This window comes from Thauera sp. AutoDN2, from assembly GCF_051280715.1.
Lineage (GTDB): Bacteria > Pseudomonadota > Gammaproteobacteria > Burkholderiales > Rhodocyclaceae > Thauera.
On sequence record NZ_JBNCAR010000014.1, the window covers coordinates 1 to 16,993 of the forward strand.

The following is a 16,993-nucleotide window of genomic DNA, read 5'->3' on the forward strand; positions in this document are numbered from 1 at the left end:
CCCTCGCCCCTCTGCTGACCACACCGGCCGCTGGGCTGCACCGCCGCCCGATCCGCGCGCCGGCCTCGCGCATCCGCCCCGGCCGCCGAGCACCTGGAGCACCACCCGGACACCGCCGGCCTCGCTACCAGGGCGAGCACCCGACACCGCCCACCGCACCCGCTGGCCCCGATCCCCTCGCCCCTCTGCTGACCACACCGGCCGCTGGGCTGCACCGCCGTCCGATCCGCGCGCCGGCCTCGCGCATCCGCCCCGGCCGCCGAGCACCTGGAGCACCACCCCGACCACCACCGGCCTCGCTACCAGGGCGAGCACCCGACACCGCCCACCGCGAACCGCTTGACGCCAATCAACAGCCCACGCCATACTCCGGCCGTCGCTGCAAACAACAGTGAACGGGTTTGGAAGCCCGAACATGCAAACGGCGGACGCATCCGCCACAATAGGCGGATTTTTTGCGTCCACGCCGCGCGTACTGCCGTTCAATGGCGGGCCGTGCGGGGGAGCCGACAGGCTCGCCGGTTCCGTTTGCCCGGTCTTCCAACCCCGTATCGGTCCGCCACCCCGTTTGGAAGCGGGGTGCGGGTTCAAACCGCAAACGGAGTATTAGCCATGCGCACGACCGCAACGGGCACGCCCACCCACGCCCTCCCCCACGGCAACATCATTGCCGAATATCCCCTCGACACCGCGCAGTTCGCCGCCCGCCAAGGCATCAAGACCCAGAGCCTGCGCGTGCGCCTGAGCCGGACCGGACACTACTTCGGCGTGCGCCCGCTGCGCCTCGCCAACCGCCTGCTGCGCTGGCCTGACGTGACCGTCGCCGCCCCTGGACAACTCGACCAGGGAGACCGCGACCATGCATGAGCACACCCTGCCCGCCGCCGAGCTGGCCGCGCCGGCCTCAAGCGCCGGCCGCTGCGATGCCAGCCACCAGCCGACCCCAACCCTGCAAGGCAACGAATTCAACCGCCTGTCCGCCGAGCTTGACGACGCCTCGTCGCTGCTGACTGACGCGTCGTGCGCGATGACCATCGGCTGGACCGGACGAGACCTCGCCCGCTGCAGCGCGATGCTTGCCGGCGCGCAAGCCCTGATCGACCACGCCCGCCGCCGACTCGCTGACGCCGACGCAGCCTATGTGCGCACCCTGGAGGAAAGGAACCGCGCGGAGGTGCAGCCATGAAGCGACTCAACACCGGGCGCGGGTACATCCTCGCCGAGCGCGTAGTCGACGGCGTCCCCATCAACCCCAAGCTGCCGCCGAACTTCGAAGATTCCCCCAACGACGAGCGCCCCGACAGCCACCGGAAGTTCTGGCACGTCCCGTTCATCGTCACCGACAGCGTGGAGGCGCTTGACGCGTTCTACGCCGAGCGCACCGACCAATGGGCCGAAGAGGGCCGCCGGCATTGGAATGAGCAAGGCCGCGCGGGTTGGATGAAGGCATGGCCCACCGGAGTTCGATACATGGTGCGCTGCCTGGACGGGGGCGCATGGGATCGCTCCACCTGCTGGGGCGCATTCCCCAGCCTGGGGGCCGCACTAGCCATGCTTGGCCGTGGCGAATCATGAGGGGGCCGAAGATGAGAACCGCCTTCTTCCTGGCGATCCTGTTCGCGGGATTCGCTGCTGTCGGCACGCTCGACTATCACGCCGCCGCCGGCCTCGCGCACGAACGCACCGGCTACGCGATGGCGGGGAGGTAAGGCCATGTCCGCACACATGAGCAAAACCGCCGCCCTCAAGGCAGCGCAAGCCGCATGCGGCCGAATCCACCGACGCAGCAGGACGGATTACGTTTGCTTCGTCCCGTACTACGACCAGAGGCCGGACGGACCGTCGACCGAGCTTCAAGCCGATAGCTACGCCAAGGCGGCCGTCATGCGTGCGCGCCGGGTGGCAGACGTCGCCCTGGCGCTGATGGGCGTCACACAGGCCGCCGGATGGTGGGAAGTGGAACGCGCGCAGTTCTGGTTTGGCGAGACCTCAGCAAAAGGCATCGTGGACCGAGTCCTGGAGGAACTCAGCGCCGACGCGCGCAACTCTAGGACGAAGCCATGACGGGACAAGTTATCGCCGTTACCGCCGATGAGATCGACGCGCTTCACGGCGTGGGATCGCTGGCCTTTCAGGCGTACATGCTCCTGCGCACCTGGATGGACTACGGGACCGGGATCACAGGCCGATCCCGGCCGATCAGCCTCGCCATGCTGCGCGCCTACTGCGAGACCCACACGCCACGCGGAGCCGGGGTGCAGATCACGGCACCCAGCGAGAAAGAAGTCCGCACCGCCCTTGCCCGCCTGCAGCGGACAGGGCTGCTGCGTCGCCTGCCTGGGGATCGGCTGGCGTTTCGACTGCCGCTCGCGGTCATCGCCCGCGCTCGCACCGATCAAACCGGGCACGGTGCAGGCGGGGAACGATCCACAGAACCGGGCACCGCCAATGCCGCGCCTCGCAAGGCAACTCGCCGTGAACCGGGCACCCTCCGCGCCGAATCCAGGCAGGCAAACCCGGCACACATCATGGTTCAAGAAAATCAAAAACCCAGCCATCGGCAAGCCGCCCCTGTGGATAAGCGCGATCCAACGTTGCCCCCTGCCGAAGTTCGCGACCTGACCGACATTCGAGACTGGCTCGCAACAAAGTGGTTTGCGGGAGATTCACCTGGCCGAGACAAGACGACCGCCCCCAGTTCAGCGAGGACCAGTCTTGCAAAAGAAGCACGAGTCACGCCGCCGGCCACCGCCGAAGAATTGCGACTGCTAGCAATCGGAAAGCGAAAAGGCAAGGCCCCCAGACCGGGCGAGAGCTGGGCAGGGTTTCGCGCACGATTGTTCGAACGCGAGCAGCCGTCCATTTGCTAGATGCGAGGGGAGCACGACGTGAAAAAAGACAGGCAGGGCACGCACGAGAGCGCCACCAGCACCGCCGCAGAGATCAGCGGCATAGATCAGGGTGCGGGAGGGCCGAAAACGGCAGGAAGCCCCCTTTCTGCAGACCGCCGCCCTATTGATGAAAGAGTCGAGAACACCCGACGTGAGGCCAAAGACGGCATTCTTCAAGCGAGCGCAGAAGGCCGTGGTCGCCTCAGTCCCGAGCGCCGCGCGGCATTCGAGCCGCTACTGAACTGGATGGCAGACCGGATTCTTGAACAGCTACTGGAGGAACAGCGCGCGGAGATCGAGGGGGAGCGCAATAAACTCCCCGATGCGGGGAAAGGTCGCGACCGATGAACGGAACAGGCTGCAGACAAAGAAAAACCGCGTACACAGAAGCGTACACGGTCCATTTTTCGAGAATCAACCATCAGAAAAAACGCTACATCAATCTGATTATTCAGCGTTTTTTTCCTGAATCTCTGCAACCTCAACGAGGTCCATGATTTTTTCGATTTCGGTCAGCGCAGGCAGTTCGGTCAGACTGCGCAAGCCCATGTCATCGAGGAAGCGCCGGGTGGTGGCGAAAAGCGCCGGCCGCCCCGGGGTGTCGCGGTGGCCGACAACGTCGATCCACCCCCGCGATTCGAGGGTTTTCAAGATGTTGGGCGACACCGCCACCCCCCGGATATCCTCGATGTCACCGCGGGTGACCGGCTGCCGGTAGGCGATGATCGCCAGTGTTTCCATGACCGCACGCGAGTAACGCGGCGGCCTCTCCTCCTTCAGGCGGTCGAGATAGACCTGAACTTCGGCCCGCGTCTGGAAGCGCCAGCCGCTCGCCAGTTGCACGAGCTCCACCCCGCGCGCAGCATCGAACCATTCGGCGCGCAACTCGTCGAGCAGACGACGCACCAGGTCCGGACCCGGGTCCTCATCGAACAGCCTGCGCAGCTCGGCCACCGTCAGGGGGCCCGTGGCCGCCAGCAGTGCAGCCTCCACAATGCGCAGCCAGGCTTCAGGCGTCGTCGCGGGTTGCATCGGCAAGTTTCACGTAAATCGGCGCGAACGCCTCGTTCTGGGTCACTTCAACCAGCTTTTCCTTCACCAACTCGAGCACGGCGAGAAAGCTCACCACCAGGCCCGCCGCACCGAGCTCGACCTCGAACAGCGTGTCGAAAACCACGAAGCCCCCTCCGCGCAGCCTGCGCAGAATCACCGTCATGTGCTCGCGCACCGAGAGCTGTTCGCGCTCCACGCGGTGCGTCTGCGTCAGACGGGCCTTCTTCATGATGCGAAGCCAGGCCAGCTGCAAGTCATGCAGACTCACCCCGGGCAAGCGCTCGACCACCTTCTCGGCGGCGAAGACGCCGACCCATTCGAAATCCCGCTCGACACGCGGCAGCGCATCGATCCGCGCTGCGGCAAGCTTCATCTGCTCATACTCGAGCAATCGGCGAACCAGCTCCGCGCGCGGATCGGCTTCCTCTGCATGCTCGCGTGGCGGCCGCGGCAGCAACATGCGCGACTTGATTTCAAGCAGCATTGCCGCCATCAACAAGTACTCGGCGGCAAGCTCGAGATTGGAAGTCCGCATGGCTTCGACGTACTCGAGATACTGCGCGGTCAACGGCGCCATCGGGATGTCGAGCACGTCAAGGTTCGCCTTGCGGATCAGATACAGCAACAGATCCAGCGGCCCTTCGAATGCATCGAGGAAGACCTGCAGCGCGTCGGGCGGAATATACAGGTCTTTCGGCAGTTCGAGCAGGGGCTCGCCATGGATGCGCGCCAACACGTCGAGGGTGTCGGCGGTGTCGACCGGCGCCAGATCGAGCGGCAGATTCATCAGCAAGCCATGCCCGGACGGAAAACGACGTCCCGACCTCAGCCGTAGTCGAGGCCCATGGCCTCGCGCACGTCACGCATGGTGTCCTGTGCAAGTTTTCGCGCACGCTCGCAACCATCGGCCATGATGCTGCGCACCAGACTGGGGTCGTCCAGGTAGGGCTGCGCACCCTCGTGAAGCCCCTCCTGCTCCTTCAGGATGGCCTCCAGCACCGGCTGCTTGCACTCCAGACAGCCGATACCGGCCTTGCGGCAGCCGTCCTGCACCCAGCCCAGCGTGGACTCGTCGGAATAGATTGCGTGCAGTTGCCACACCGGACACCGCTCGGGCTCGCCGGGATCGGTACGGCGCATGCGTGCCGGGTCGGTCTGCATGGTACGTACCTTGCGCGTGACGCTCTCCGCATCCTCGCGCAGATTGATCGTATTGCCGTAGGACTTCGACATCTTCTGGCCGTCAAGGCCGGGCATGCGTCCGGCCGGGGTGAGCAGCGCCTCGGGCTCGACGAAGATCATCTTGCCGCTGCCCTCGAGATAGCCGTACAGGCGCTCACGGTCGCCGAGACTCAGGTTCTGGGTCTCGTCGAGCAGCGCCTTCGCCTGCTCGAGCGCATCCTCATCGCCTTCCTGCTGGAAGCGGGTGCGCAGCTCGTGGTATAGCCGTGCACGCTTGGCGCCGAGCTTGCGCACAGCATCCTTCGCCTTGTCCTCGAAACCGGGCTCGCGGCCGTACAGATGATTGAAGCGACGGGCAATCTCACGCGTGATCTCCACATGCGGCACCTGATCCTCGCCCACCGGCACCTTGTCGGCGCGATAGATCAGGATATCCGCCGACTGCAGCAGCGGGTAGCCGAGGAAGCCGTAGGTCGACAGGTCGCGCCCCTCGATCTTCTCCTGCTGCTCCTTCCACGTCGGCACCCGCTCGAGCCATCCGAGCGGCGTCATCATCGACAGCAGCAGATGCAGCTCCGCATGCTCCGGAACGCGCGACTGGATGAACAGCGTCGCCTGCGCCGGATCCACGCCGGCTGCGAGCCAGTCGATGAGCATGTTCCACACGTTCTGCTCGATCACCTCGGGCGTGTCGTAGTGCGTGGTCAGCGCATGCCAGTCGGCAACGAAGAACATGCAGGGGTATTCCTCCTGCAGCTTCACCCAGTTCTTCAACACGCCATGGTAGTGGCCAAGATGCAGACGCCCGCTGGGGCGCATGCCGGAAAGGACGCGTTCTGCGTACATGAGGGATCAGAAGCCGAAGAAGATCGAAAGCAGGTAACGGAAGCCGGCAATCAGCGGCCACAGGATGTCACCGAGGATCCCGGTGAAGAGGAGCACAAGCAGAATCGGGAAGCCGTAGGGCTCCAGCCGCGCATAGCGCCAGGCGAGCCGGTTGGGCAACAGGCTGACCGCGATGCGCCCGCCGTCGAGCGGGGGGATCGGGAGCAGGTTCAGCGCCATCAGCACCGCATTGATCTGGATGCCGGCATCGGCCATCTTCAGCATCGGAAGCGTGTAGGCGCCCGGCTCGCTCTTGGCCGCGATCGTAAACAGGATCGCCCACCCGATCGCCATGAGCAGATTCACGAAGGGGCCGGCGGCGGCCACCCAGAGCATGTCCGCCTTGGGGTTGCGCAACCGACCGAAATTGACCGGCACCGGCTTTGCCCACCCGAACAGGATGCCGCCCGCGCCAGCGATCGAACTGAGCGCAAGAATGCCTGCCGGCACCAGGATCGTGCCCACCGGGTCGATATGCCGCAACGGGTTCAGCGTGATGCGCCCCGCTAGGTCCGCAGTAGGATCGCCGAAATGCCGCGCCACATAGCCGTGCGCAGCCTCGTGCAGGGTGATGGCCAGCAGCACCGGGAGGGCCCAGATGGCCAGCGTGGAGATCAGCGAATCCATTCGAGTGTCGTTCGCAAACCGAGGATCTTACAGCCCGAGCGGCCCGAGCGGGCCGCGACCTTCGCGCACCAACTCAGGGACGCCCGAGGTCAGATCGACCACTGTAGTCGCCTCCGGGCCGCAGTACCCGGCCTCGATGACGAGATCCACCTGCTTGGCCAGACGGTCGCGAATCTCATCCACGTCGGTCAGGGGCAGTTCCTCGCCGGGCAACAGCAAGGTCGAACTCAGCAACGGCTCGCCGAGCTCGGCCAGCAAGGCCGAGACGACAGGATGGTCGGGGACGCGCAGACCGATGGTCTTGCGCTTGGGGTGCAACACGCGCCGGGGCAGCTCCTTCGTCCCTTCGAGAATGAACGTGTACGGCCCGGGCGTGACCGCCTTGAGCAGTCTGTACTGACTGTTGTCCACCCTGGCATAGGTACCGATCTCGGACAGATCACGGCACACGAGCGTGAAGTGGTGGCGTTCGTCCACGCCGCGGATACGCCGGATGCGCTCGAGCAGCGCGGCGTCTCCGACATGGCAGGCAAGCGCGTAAGCCGAGTCGGTGGGCAGCGCAACCAAGCCTCCGGCACGGATGATGTCCGCCGCCTGGCGGATCAGGCGCGGCTGGGGCTGTTCGGGGTGCAGCGAAAAGAACTGGGCCATGTCTTCTAGTTCGTCAAGGTTTGTGCGGGCGGCCAGAACCGTGACCACACCGGCTCAAGATCGGGCGGCAACGGCCGACAGCAGCCCACATCCACCACGCTCTCGTTCTCGCCGTGGAAGTCCGATGCACGCGACGCCAGCAGGCCACGCTGCCGCGCGAGGTGCGCGAAACGAAGCATCTCTTCCTCGGTATGCGCACCGGAGACGACCTCGACCGCTTCGCCCCCTGCCGCCATGAAGCGATCGAAGAGCAGCGCCAGTTGAGCGGAGGACAGTCGATAGCGCGCCGGATGCGCCACCGCCGCCACGCCACCCGCAGCCCGGATCCATCCCACCGCTTCTTCAAGCGTGGCCCATTCATGCTCCACGAAGCCAGGCTTGCCGCGCACGAGGTAATGATCGAACACCGTCTTCACGTCCGGCATCACGCCACTCGCTACGAGGTGGCGGGCGAAATGCGCCCGGCTCACCAGGTCCGGGTTGCGCGCGAAACGCCTGGCGCCGCTGAGCGCATCGCGAATCCCGACGGCCTCGAGCGCCTCGCTCATGCGCTGCGCGCGCGCATCGCGCCCGCTCCGCACCTGGGCCAGCCCATCGCGCAGGGCAGGGTGCCGGTGGTCGACATCGAGCCCGACGATATGAATGGTCTCGCCCGCGAACGACACCGAAATCTCCACCCCCGCCACGAAGGCGACGCCCTGCGCACGCGCTGTGCGCGCGGCCGCATCGACACCGCCGACCTCGTCGTGGTCGGTCAGTGCAAGCAACTCCACACCGTTTTCCACGGCGCGCCGAACCAGTTCCTCGGGCTCCAGCCAGCCGTCGGAGACAGTCGAATGGCAGTGCAGATCAGCGTTGATGGCGCGCAGCCCTGAGGCTGACGGATCGCTCATGCGTATCCTGTATCGAATCAGTAGGCTGGAATGATAGCAAATCCCGCCTTCAAACCCCGTGCAAGCTCCAGGCGAGCCTCGTCACCTGTCGCGTCTCGCGTGCAATTGCCGCGATCTCCCCGGCAGCGTCTGAGCCGGTATCATTTGCAACCCCGTTCTTCCGAAGCGCACGATGTCCCGGCAAGCCGCAGACCAGCCCCCCGCTACCCCGACGCAAAAAACACCTCCGCCGCATGCGCGCACACCGGTGCCTCAGGCGCAGGCGCACACCATGTTCGAAGACGTGCAGGGCGTGCTTACAGGCTGCCTGTTCGTGGCACTGGCAGTGCTCATGCTGCGTGAAAGCTCGCTCCTCACCGGAGGAACGACCGGGCTTGCCTTCCTCACGCATTACCTCGGCGGCTGGCCGCTGGGCATCGTGCTGTTCATGATCAACCTGCCGTTTTACGTGTTTGGCCTGCGCACCCTCGGCCGCACCTTCACCATCAAGACTTTCTGTGCCGTCGGCGTGCTCGCGCTGCAGACCGAGCTGCTGCCGGCAGTGATCGGCTTCGAGCACCTGAACCCCGTCTTCTCCGCGATCATGGGCGGGCTGCTCGCGGGAATCGGGATCCTGATCCTGATCCGCCACGGGGCCAGCCTGGGCGGGGTGACGATCCTCGCACTGTATTTTCAGAAACTACGCGGGTGGCGGGCAGGCTGGGTGCAGATGGGCTTCGACTGCCTGATCCTGTCGCTCGGCCTGCTGGCGGTGAGCCCGGACAAGGTCGCACTCTCCGTGCTCGGCGCCGCAGCGCTGAACTTCGTGATCGCGGTCAACCACCGCCCGGGCCGGTACTTCGGCATCTGAGCGGGCACTGAACCCTGCCCGCTCAATCCTCCCCCAAAGCCCCCGGCGCTTCGTCCTCCTCGCGTCGCAGGGCCTCGGCCGCCTGCGCCGCGGCAACCATCGCCGCACGCGTTTCGGGCGTCTCCAGGCTGATACGTCCCAGGGCGCCATCGCGGTAATCCTGCAGCAGGATCTGTGCAGCCTTCTCCAGGTCCAGCCCGCCCCCCTTCACCAGACAGCCGCGCCTGCGTCCCACGGCCTCGACCAGTGCCGGGCCGTCCATCACCGCCAATGCATCGGCGCCCAGGCGATAGCGTGCGCTCAGCTGCGCCGGATAGCGGGCGATCAGAATGTCGCCGAGAAAGGCCGCCACCTCCTCATCGATCACTGCGTTGCGGCCGATGGCATGGCTCGCAGCAAGCATGTAGCCGTCCGCGTCATATGCAATCTTCGGCCACATCATGCCGGGCGTGTCGGTCAGCGTCATGCCCGGCCCGAGATCCAGGGTCTGCTGGTGCTTGGTCACGGCAGGCTCGTCCCCCACCTTGGCCACCTTGCGTTTGAGCAGCGCATTCATGAGGGTCGATTTGCCCACATTGGGGATCCCCATGATCATCATGCGCAAGGGCTTGACGCCATCGTCGCGGTGCGGCGCGAGCTGAAGGCACAGCCCGGGAACGCGCGCGACCTCTGCCGGGTTTTTCGCCGAGATCGCCACCGCCTTCACGCCGGGCTGCCGGTTGTAGTGCTCCATCCAGGCGCGCGTCACCGCAGGGTCGGCCAGATCCGACTTGTTGAGCAGCTTCAGGCAGGGGCGGTTACGGAAGCGGCGCAATTCGCTGATCATCGGATTGCTGCTCGCCTCGGGCAGGCGCGCGTCGGTGACCTCGATCACCACGTCGATGGACGCCATCGCCTCCGCTGCTTTCTTGCGTGCGGAGGCCATGTGTCCTGGAAACCACTGGATGGGCATGGGGAATTGCCTTCATGTTCGAAGCGGGGATTATCCCACCCGACGTTTTTTTGCGCGAACACCCAAATAAAATCGCGCACAGCCTGAAAAAGCGTGTATTGTGCCGGTCGCAGTCGATTCAAGCAGTGGTTGTTCTGGTGGTTGCCCAGCGTGTTCCAAGAGAGCGCGTGTCGGTTTGATGCCCCCTGATTACGTTTCTTGATCGTTCCTGCATTTCCGGGGCGCAAGCCCGCAATTTTTCATATGGAACGCAAAATGAGCACTCAAACCGGTACCGTGAAATGGTTCAACGACGCCAAGGGCTTCGGCTTCATCACCCCTGAAGGCGGCGGCGACGACCTGTTCGCCCACTTCTCGGAGATCCAGAGCAAGGGTTTCAAGAGCCTGGCCGAAAACCAGCGCGTCGAATTCGAAGTCAAGACCGGCCCGAAGGGCCTGCAGGCGGCCAACATCCGCCCGCTGTAATCGATCCGACGTCTCCGACGTCCTTCGATTGATCCGAAACGCGGCCTTGCGCCGCGTTTTTGCTTTTCCGGCGCCTGCCGCTGCTGACTCCAGCCCGATTCGCCCCACGGCGGCCACGAGCCGCTTTTTTCGTTTGCCGCGCCGGAATCGCCGATAATCGCGACTTCGCAGCGCTGCTGCACATCGCCGCCACCACAGCCCGACTGCCATGACCGACTCTGCCCGCACCGAACCCGCCAGCCCCGAGGCTACCCTGCGCTTCGCCGACCTCGACCTCCCGGCCCCGCTCCTTTCTGCGCTGGCCGAGGTCGGCTATGAAACGCCGTCGCCCATTCAGGCCGCCTGCATTCCTCAGTTGCTCGCAGGCCGCGACATCCTCGGCGAGGCGCAGACCGGCACCGGCAAGACCGCCGCCTTCGCGCTGCCGATGCTGGCCCGGCTCGACCTCGCCGACACGCGCCCTCAGGTGCTGGTGCTGACGCCGACGCGCGAGCTTGCAATCCAGGTCGCCGAGGCCTTCGCCAAGTACGCCCATCATCTGAAGAACTTCCATGTGCTGCCGATCTACGGCGGCCAGAGCATGGTGGTGCAACTGCGCCAGCTCTCGCGCGGTGCCCAGATCATCGTCGGCACCCCCGGCCGGGTCATGGACCACCTCGAGCGCGAGAGCCTCAAGCTCGACGCGCTCAAGGCCATCGTGCTCGACGAAGCCGACGAAATGCTGCGCATGGGCTTCATCGACGATGTCGAATGGATCCTCGAGCACACGCCGACCGAGCGCCAGACCGCGCTGTTTTCGGCAACGATGCCCAACGTGATCCGCGACGTCGCCCGCCGCCACCTGCGCGAGCCGCAGGAGATCAAGATCCGCGCTGCCACCTCGACCGTAGCCAAGATCAGCCAGCGCTACTGGCTGGTGCGCGGCGTCGACAAGCTCGACGCACTTACCCGCATTCTGGACGCCGAGGAAACCTTCGACGCCGCACTTGTCTTCGTGCGTACCAAGATCGCCACCGAGGAACTCGCCGACAAGCTTGCCGCCCGCGGCTACGCCGCCGCCGCCCTCAACGGCGACATGACACAGGGCCTGCGCGAACGCGTGATCGAGCAGCTCAAGAACGGCGCGCTCGACATCGTCATCGCCACCGACGTCGCTGCGCGCGGCATCGACGTACCGCGTGTGTCGCACGTCATCAACTACGACATCCCCTACGACACCGAAGCCTACGTGCACCGCATTGGCCGCACCGGCCGCGCGGGCCGCGAAGGGGTGGCGATCCTGTTCGTCGCACCGCGCGAGACGCGCATGCTCAAGATGATCGAGCGCGCAACCCGCCAGCCGATCACACCGATCGCCCTGCCAAGCACCGAGGAAGTCACGAATCTGCGGGTCGCCCAGTTCAAGCGCCAGGTCGTCGACGCGATCGCCAGCGAGGATCTGGGCTTCTTCATGGGCATCGTGAATGATCTGGTCGAAGAGAATGAGCTCGACATCCACGAAGTTGCCGCCGCGCTCACCCTGCTCGCCCAGCGCGAGCGCCCGCTGCAGATCGAGCAATCCGGCCGCGGCTGGGACATCGCCACCGCACCCACCACCTTCGAGAACCGCCCGCCGCGCGCTGAACACTTCACCACCGGCGCTCCGCGCGAGCATGCGCCCCGCCCGAACCGGGACGAGATCCTGGCGCGTCGCCGCGCCTTCTCCGAAGGATCGCTCGTGCGCTACCGCATCGAGGTCGGTCGCATGCACGGCGCCAGCCCTAAGGAGATCGTCGGCGCAATCGCCAACGAAGGCGGCATCGAAGGCCGCTTCATCGGCCAGATCCACCTCTTCGACGCGTTCTCCACGGTGGAGCTGCCTTCCAGCCTGCCCGAGGACCTGCTCGCCACGCTGCGGCGCACGCGCGTCCGCCAGATGCCGCTGAACATCCGGGCCCTGAGCGCCGCCGAGGAAGCCACCACCCCGACCCGACGCACACGGCCAGCGGACGATGCCCCCCGCGAGCGCCACGGCAAGAGTCGCGAAGCCAGCGGCGATCGGCCGCGCGCGCCCTATCGCGAGGACAAGCCCTTCTCCGACCGGCCGCGCCCGGCGCGCAAGCCCGAACCCGGAGAGAAAGCGCCCTTCGCCCCCCGGGGCGAGCCGCACAAACGCCCCCAGCGCGGCCCGGACCATGGTCGCCCCTCTTTCGGACCCAAGCGGCGGGACAAGTGATTCAATGACAACATCTTTCACCGGAAAAGCGTGATTTCCGTCAACTTTTCGCGAGCGTGCTCCACCTAGAATAGGTCGCCTCATCGACGCGCCACACGCATGCCCGAAAACCTGCCCTGCTTTCCTCGATCCACTCGCTCCGTGGCGCCCTGCGCACATTGGAGCGAGCAGTGTCTGGCCGCGCGCCCCTGGCGGGCCGGCGGCTGCGATGACTTGACCGAAGGGGCAAAGAACGCAGCATGAGGAAGCACCTCGCCCGAGCCCTGCTGCTTGTCCCGCTGCTGCTCTGCGCGCTGGCGAATGCCGCCGAACCGCTCACGCTCGGCGTGTTCGCGCTACGCCCGAAGCCGATCGTGGAGGCCACGTGGCACGCATTTGCCGATTATCTTGGCGAAGGTCTGGGTGACCGCGAGGTACGGTTGCGCGTGCTCGACACGGAAGAGCTGCGCGGCGCCATCGACCGCCGCGAGGTCGACCTGCTGCTGACGAACCCGGCGCATTTTATCGAACTCAGGGCGTCCAGCCCCCTCTCCGGCGCCATCGCCACTCAGGTCAACCTCGACGGCGGCATCGAGGTCCGCAGCTTCGGTGGCGTAGTCGTCGTGCGCAGGAAGGACGAACACCTGCTGTCGCTGGCCGACCTCGCGGGACGGCGCGTTGCAACGACCTCATCGAACTTCCTCGGCACCTACCCGGCGCAGGCGCTCGCGCTCAAGAAGGCCGGCGTCGATCTCGAGTCGCTTCGACTCAGGCCCTTTGGCCAGGATCAGGACAGCGTGATCGACGCGCTGCTCGCCGGGCGGACCGATGCAGCCTTCGTGCGCACCGGACTGATCGAGCGCCTGGCCCGCGAAGGCCGCGATATCTCCGGGCTGCGCGTGCTCAACCCGCTTACCTGGCCGGATCACCCCTACATGAGCTCCACCGAGCTCTATCCAGAGTGGCCACTGGTCGCCCTGGACCACGCCGACGAAAAGGTGGTGCGGCGGGTAGCCGCGCTCGTCCTTACGCTGCAGCCAGAGCATCCCGCGGCCGTCGCCGCCGGAATCGCGGGCTTCACCATCCCCTCGGACTACTCGCGCGTAGAAGAGTTGATGCGTGAACTGCGCCTGCCGCCCTTCGACAGCAGTCCCGAGTTCACCTGGCGGGACATCTGGGAGAAATACCAAGAGTGGCTGTTCGCGTTCGCGCTTGCGGCGCTCACCATCGTCCTGCTGCTCGTCCGGCTGCTGCAGAACAACGGCAGGCTAGAGCGAGCGAACGAAGCCGCACGCATGCTCGCCGCGCAGGTCGACCTCGAGCGCCACCATCTGCGCAATGTGGTCGAAGCCAGCCGCGCAGGAAGCTGGGAGTGGAATCTGACGACCGGCGAGTGGACCATCGACCGGCGCATGGCCGAAATGCTAGGCATGCCGGAAACGGCGAGCCGCCAGCTCGATCGTTCGCACTGGCGCGTGATCGTACACCCCGACGACCTTGCCGCCGCCGAATGCGAGCTCAAGCGCCATATCGACGGCGAAACCCCCTGCTACGAGCTGGACCTGCGCCTGCGCCACACCGACGGGCACTGGATCTGGGTGCACGACCGCGCGATCGCGGTGCAGCGTAACGCGCAGGGTGGGGCCGAGCTGATCACGGGCGCGCAGATCGACATCACCCGCCGCAAGGCCAACGAAGAGAATCTTCGACTCGCGGCCAGCGTCTTCTCCTCCAGCTACGAGGCGATCGTCATCACCGACCCGCGCAACCGGATCGTGGACGTCAATCCTGCCTTCACCCGCATCACCGGGTTCAGTCGCGAAGAGGCGGTCGGCCGCGATCCGAGCATGCTCAGTTCCGGTCGGCAGAGTCCCGAGTTCTACAAGAAGATGTGGGACGAGCTCGAGCAGAACGACCACTGGCGCGGCGAGCTGTGGAACCGGCGCAAGGACGGCGGAGAGTTCGCCGAAGTGCTGTCGATCAGCAGGGTGCGTGACAGCGGCGGGCGGCTGCTCCATCACCTGGCAATGTTCTCGGACATCAGCCGCCTCAAGCGCCACCAGGAAGAGCTGAACCGCATCGCATACTTCGATCCGCTCACCGGCGCGCCGAACCGGCGCCTGCTCGACGATCGCCTGCGACAGGCGATTGCCCACGCGAACCGGAGCGGAGACAAGCTCGCCGTCTGCGTGATCGATCTCGACGGCTTCAAGCCGATCAACGACCTCCACGGCCACAAGGCGGGCGACCAGGTGCTGGTGGGTGTCGTGGATCGCCTCAACCAGCTCCTGCGCGCCAGTGACACCGTAGCCCGTCTGGGCGGTGACGAGTTCGTGCTGCTGCTGGAGGACGTGCAGGGCAACACCGTGCTCGAACGCATCCTCGAAGCGATCCGCGCGCCGTTCGTGTTGGGCCGCGAGCGGGTCAGCGTATCGGCGAGCATCGGCGTCACGCTCTATCCCGAGGACAAGTCCGACCCCGATACCTTGCTGCGCCATGCAGATCAGGCGATGTACCGCGCCAAGCAGCGCGGACGGAACTGCATTCAATACTTCGACGCCGGTATCGAAGACGCGCAACGTCGCCGCAAGCAGCGCACCGAACGCCTCGCCCTCGCCCTGAAGCAGCGGGAATTCGTGCTGCACTATCAGCCGCAGGTGGACATCAATCGCGGGCGGCTCGTAGGCCTAGAGGCGCTGATCCGCTGGCAACACCCCGAGCGGGGACTGCTGCCGCCGGCCGAGTTTCTGGATGACATCGAAGGTACGGACCTGGAGGTCGATCTGGGGCAGTGGGTCATCGACAGCGCCCTCGCCCAGTTGCGCATCTGCCGCCAGGCGGGCATGGACATCAGCGTGAGCGTCAACATCGGCACCGGCCTGATGTTGATGCCCGGCTTCGTGGAGGTTGTGCGCGGTGCGCTGGAGCGCCATCCGACCATCCCCCCCTCCAAGCTCGAGCTCGAGATCCTCGAGTCCACCGCCCTCGACGACATGGTGCATGCGATGGAGATCCTGCACGCCTGCCGTCGTCTTGGTGTACGGATCGCACTGGACGACTTCGGCACTGGCTATGCATCACTTCGCCACTTCCGCCAACTCCCGGTCGACCTGCTGAAAATCGACCGCAGCTTCGTCCTCGACATGCTCACGGACGAGGAGGCGCACGCGATCGTCGGGGCCGTGGTGCAACTTGCCGAAACCTTCGGGCGCGACGTCATCGCCGAAGGGGTGGAAACACCGGCGCATGCCGAAGCCCTCTCTGCGCTCGGCTGCCGACTCGGGCAAGGCTTCGGCATCGCACGCCCGATGCCTGCGGAGCACCTGCTCGCCTGGCACGCGTGGTACGAGGACGGCACGGGCACGCCAGCGTCGGCCGCGTGCCGCGACAACACGCCAGCCTCCTGGGACGCGGACGCGTCCTGTACCCTCTGATCGACCCAGCGGCACCTCCCCAAGCGATGAAACTGCTTTCCTGGACCCACCAGAGCAGCGCCGGCTTCACGCTGCGCGGCCACTACACTGTGCCGAGCGGACGCCCAGTCATCCACTTCCTCCACGGCAACGGCTATTGCGGCCTCGTCTATGCGCCGATGCTAAAGGGTCTGAGCGAGCACTTCGACCTCTTTCTTTCCGATACCCAAGGGCACGGCGAGAGCGAACACGGCGGTCGCTTCACGGGCTGGAACCGCTGCGCCGAACTCGCCCTGGAGGCCTGGCATGCGCATGCCCCCTTGTTCGGTCGCGCGCCTGTCCACGCGGTTGGCCACAGCTTCGGCAGCGTCATCACCTGCCTCATGCTCGCACGCGCACCCGGGCAGTTCTCACGCGCCGTGCTGCTCGACCCGGTATTGTTCTCTCCGGCGATGATCGGGCTGATGGCGCTCTCGGACGTTGTCGGCCTCTACTCGCGCAACAAACTCGCCACGCGCGCGCGCCGTCGTCGCCACCACTGGTCCGACCGCGCCGCTGCACGTGCCAACCTGCATGGACGCGGCATGTTCCGCGGCTGGCGCGAGGACGCCCTCGACGCATACGTCGAGCACGCCCTGCGGGATGTCCCGGGCGGGGGCGTCGAGCTCAAGTGTCTGCCTTCGCGCGAGGCCGAAATCTTCGGTTCCTACCCACGCCGGCTGTGGTCCTCGCTCGCTCGCATCGAGATCCCGGTACAGGTGCTGCGCGGGCGCGACAGCTACCCCTTCGCCGCACGCGCAATCCAGCGCTGGGCGGAGCGGCGCGCCAACGTGCGCTGGAGCGAGGTGCCCGGTGGGCATTGCTTCATGCAGGAGGACCCGGACGCCGCTGCCGGTGCGGTGCGCGGCGCACTGCTCGGTAGCAACGCCTGAGCGTT

The 16,993-nt window shown here is 65.9% G+C and carries 19 protein-coding genes; 12 read left to right on the forward strand and 7 right to left on the reverse strand.

Going from position 1 to position 16,993, the window contains the following annotated elements; translation table 11 throughout:
- Positions 1-612: 612 nt before the first annotated feature.
- Genes ACPT9U_RS09595 through ACPT9U_RS09625 form a run of 7 tightly spaced genes read left to right on the forward strand, consistent with a single transcriptional unit; the run spans position 613 to position 3,239 of the window.
- Entirely contained in the window at positions 613-867 is a 255-nt protein-coding gene (locus ACPT9U_RS09595; RefSeq protein WP_435750737.1) for a hypothetical protein, read from the forward strand.
- Positions 860-1,186, forward strand: coding sequence for a hypothetical protein (locus ACPT9U_RS09600; RefSeq protein WP_435750738.1), 327 nt, complete (start codon positions 860-862; stop codon positions 1,184-1,186). Before ACPT9U_RS09595 ends, ACPT9U_RS09600 begins: the two co-directional genes overlap by 8 nt.
- The gene (locus ACPT9U_RS09605; RefSeq protein WP_435750739.1) at positions 1,183-1,575 is read left to right on the forward strand and encodes a hypothetical protein; all 393 of its coding nucleotides are present in this window, start codon (positions 1,183-1,185) and stop codon (positions 1,573-1,575) included. The genes ACPT9U_RS09600 and ACPT9U_RS09605 overlap by 4 nt, the downstream gene beginning before the upstream one ends.
- A gap of 11 nt (positions 1,576-1,586) precedes the next feature.
- Complete coding sequence (locus tag ACPT9U_RS09610; protein ID WP_435750740.1) at positions 1,587-1,709, forward strand: hypothetical protein; 123 nt, start codon at positions 1,587-1,589, stop codon at positions 1,707-1,709.
- A 4-nt stretch (positions 1,710-1,713) separates the two neighbouring features.
- Complete coding sequence (locus ACPT9U_RS09615) at positions 1,714-2,064, forward strand: hypothetical protein (RefSeq protein ID WP_435750741.1); 351 nt, start codon at positions 1,714-1,716, stop codon at positions 2,062-2,064.
- Positions 2,061-2,870 (forward strand): hypothetical protein, encoded by an 810-nt coding sequence (locus tag ACPT9U_RS09620; protein WP_435750742.1) that lies wholly within the window; start codon positions 2,061-2,063, stop codon positions 2,868-2,870. Before ACPT9U_RS09615 ends, ACPT9U_RS09620 begins: the two co-directional genes overlap by 4 nt.
- Before the next feature lie 18 nt (positions 2,871-2,888).
- Positions 2,889-3,239 carry a hypothetical protein gene (locus tag ACPT9U_RS09625; RefSeq protein ID WP_435750743.1) on the forward strand — a complete coding sequence of 117 codons (351 nt, stop codon included), beginning with the start codon at positions 2,889-2,891 and terminating at the stop codon, positions 3,237-3,239.
- 99 nt (positions 3,240-3,338) lie between these two features.
- Here ACPT9U_RS09625 and scpB read toward each other — a convergent pair whose 3' ends face one another.
- From scpB to ACPT9U_RS09655, 6 genes are read right to left on the reverse strand one after another with little or no spacing between them, the layout of a single operon-like run.
- Positions 3,339-3,923, reverse strand: a complete 585-nt coding sequence (scpB, locus tag ACPT9U_RS09630; protein ID WP_435750744.1) for an SMC-Scp complex subunit ScpB — start codon at positions 3,921-3,923, stop codon at positions 3,339-3,341.
- A complete protein-coding gene (locus ACPT9U_RS09635; RefSeq protein ID WP_435750745.1) occupies positions 3,901-4,731 on the reverse strand; it encodes a segregation and condensation protein A in 831 nt (276 codons plus the stop codon). The genes scpB and ACPT9U_RS09635 overlap by 23 nt, the downstream gene beginning before the upstream one ends.
- Before the next feature lie 38 nt (positions 4,732-4,769).
- A complete protein-coding gene (locus ACPT9U_RS09640; RefSeq protein ID WP_435750746.1) occupies positions 4,770-5,972 on the reverse strand; it encodes a tryptophan--tRNA ligase in 1,203 nt (400 codons plus the stop codon).
- 6 nt (positions 5,973-5,978) lie between these two features.
- Positions 5,979-6,638: a site-2 protease family protein gene (locus ACPT9U_RS09645; RefSeq protein WP_418362872.1), complete on the reverse strand. Its 660-nt coding sequence runs from the start codon at positions 6,636-6,638 to the stop codon at positions 5,979-5,981.
- A 27-nt stretch (positions 6,639-6,665) separates the two neighbouring features.
- Positions 6,666-7,289 (reverse strand): L-threonylcarbamoyladenylate synthase, encoded by a 624-nt coding sequence (locus ACPT9U_RS09650; protein WP_435750747.1) that lies wholly within the window; start codon positions 7,287-7,289, stop codon positions 6,666-6,668.
- A gap of 5 nt (positions 7,290-7,294) precedes the next feature.
- Positions 7,295-8,182, reverse strand: coding sequence for a 3',5'-nucleoside bisphosphate phosphatase (locus ACPT9U_RS09655; RefSeq protein ID WP_435750748.1), 888 nt, complete (start codon positions 8,180-8,182; stop codon positions 7,295-7,297).
- Positions 8,183-8,453: 271 nt separating this feature from the next.
- Here ACPT9U_RS09655 and ACPT9U_RS09660 point away from each other — a divergent pair, with 271 nt between their 5' ends.
- Positions 8,454-9,032, forward strand: a complete 579-nt coding sequence (locus ACPT9U_RS09660) for a YitT family protein (RefSeq protein WP_435750749.1) — start codon at positions 8,454-8,456, stop codon at positions 9,030-9,032.
- Positions 9,033-9,054: 22 nt separating this feature from the next.
- Here ACPT9U_RS09660 and ylqF read toward each other — a convergent pair whose 3' ends face one another.
- The gene (ylqF, locus tag ACPT9U_RS09665) at positions 9,055-9,984 is read right to left on the reverse strand and encodes a ribosome biogenesis GTPase YlqF (RefSeq protein WP_418362876.1); all 930 of its coding nucleotides are present in this window, start codon (positions 9,982-9,984) and stop codon (positions 9,055-9,057) included.
- A 255-nt stretch (positions 9,985-10,239) separates the two neighbouring features.
- Here ylqF and cspE point away from each other — a divergent pair, with 255 nt between their 5' ends.
- From cspE to ACPT9U_RS09685, 4 genes are all read left to right on the forward strand, one after another.
- Positions 10,240-10,449 (forward strand): transcription antiterminator/RNA stability regulator CspE, encoded by a 210-nt coding sequence (gene cspE / locus ACPT9U_RS09670; protein ID WP_002926583.1) that lies wholly within the window; start codon positions 10,240-10,242, stop codon positions 10,447-10,449.
- Between the two features lie 208 nt (positions 10,450-10,657).
- Positions 10,658-12,664 (forward strand): DEAD/DEAH box helicase, encoded by a 2,007-nt coding sequence (locus tag ACPT9U_RS09675; RefSeq protein ID WP_435750751.1) that lies wholly within the window; start codon positions 10,658-10,660, stop codon positions 12,662-12,664.
- A 239-nt stretch (positions 12,665-12,903) separates the two neighbouring features.
- Positions 12,904-16,077 (forward strand): EAL domain-containing protein, encoded by a 3,174-nt coding sequence (locus ACPT9U_RS09680; RefSeq protein ID WP_435750752.1) that lies wholly within the window; start codon positions 12,904-12,906, stop codon positions 16,075-16,077.
- A gap of 26 nt (positions 16,078-16,103) precedes the next feature.
- On the forward strand, positions 16,104-16,988 hold the full coding sequence (locus ACPT9U_RS09685; protein WP_435750753.1) for an alpha/beta fold hydrolase: 885 nt from the start codon (positions 16,104-16,106) through the stop codon (positions 16,986-16,988).
- The last annotated feature ends 5 nt before the right edge of the window (positions 16,989-16,993 follow it).

Excerpts from the sequence above, each read along its gene's own strand:
- ACPT9U_RS09640 (WP_435750746.1), bottom strand. The coding sequence starts at position 5,972 with ATGTACGCAGAACGCGTCCTTTCCGGCATGCGCCCCAGCGGGCGTCTG.
- ACPT9U_RS09605 (WP_435750739.1), top strand. The coding sequence starts at position 1,183 with ATGAAGCGACTCAACACCGGGCGCGGGTACATCCTCGCCGAGCGCGTA.
- ACPT9U_RS09650 (WP_435750747.1), bottom strand. The coding sequence starts at position 7,289 with ATGGCCCAGTTCTTTTCGCTGCACCCCGAACAGCCCCAGCCGCGCCTG.
- ACPT9U_RS09620 (WP_435750742.1), top strand. The coding sequence starts at position 2,061 with ATGACGGGACAAGTTATCGCCGTTACCGCCGATGAGATCGACGCGCTT.
- ACPT9U_RS09615 (WP_435750741.1), top strand. The coding sequence starts at position 1,714 with ATGTCCGCACACATGAGCAAAACCGCCGCCCTCAAGGCAGCGCAAGCC.
- ACPT9U_RS09595 (WP_435750737.1), top strand. The coding sequence starts at position 613 with ATGCGCACGACCGCAACGGGCACGCCCACCCACGCCCTCCCCCACGGC.
- ACPT9U_RS09655 (WP_435750748.1), bottom strand. The coding sequence starts at position 8,182 with ATGAGCGATCCGTCAGCCTCAGGGCTGCGCGCCATCAACGCTGATCTG.
- ACPT9U_RS09610 (WP_435750740.1), top strand. The coding sequence starts at position 1,587 with ATGAGAACCGCCTTCTTCCTGGCGATCCTGTTCGCGGGATTCGCTGCT.
- scpB (WP_435750744.1), bottom strand. The coding sequence starts at position 3,923 with ATGCAACCCGCGACGACGCCTGAAGCCTGGCTGCGCATTGTGGAGGCT.
- ACPT9U_RS09600 (WP_435750738.1), top strand. The coding sequence starts at position 860 with ATGCATGAGCACACCCTGCCCGCCGCCGAGCTGGCCGCGCCGGCCTCA.
- cspE (WP_002926583.1), top strand. The coding sequence starts at position 10,240 with ATGAGCACTCAAACCGGTACCGTGAAATGGTTCAACGACGCCAAGGGC.
- ACPT9U_RS09660 (WP_435750749.1), top strand. The coding sequence starts at position 8,454 with ATGTTCGAAGACGTGCAGGGCGTGCTTACAGGCTGCCTGTTCGTGGCA.
- ACPT9U_RS09680 (WP_435750752.1), top strand. The coding sequence starts at position 12,904 with ATGAGGAAGCACCTCGCCCGAGCCCTGCTGCTTGTCCCGCTGCTGCTC.
- ACPT9U_RS09675 (WP_435750751.1), top strand. The coding sequence starts at position 10,658 with ATGACCGACTCTGCCCGCACCGAACCCGCCAGCCCCGAGGCTACCCTG.
- ACPT9U_RS09645 (WP_418362872.1), bottom strand. The coding sequence starts at position 6,638 with ATGGATTCGCTGATCTCCACGCTGGCCATCTGGGCCCTCCCGGTGCTG.
- ACPT9U_RS09635 (WP_435750745.1), bottom strand. The coding sequence starts at position 4,731 with ATGAATCTGCCGCTCGATCTGGCGCCGGTCGACACCGCCGACACCCTC.
- ACPT9U_RS09685 (WP_435750753.1), top strand. The coding sequence starts at position 16,104 with ATGAAACTGCTTTCCTGGACCCACCAGAGCAGCGCCGGCTTCACGCTG.
- ylqF (WP_418362876.1), bottom strand. The coding sequence starts at position 9,984 with ATGCCCATCCAGTGGTTTCCAGGACACATGGCCTCCGCACGCAAGAAA.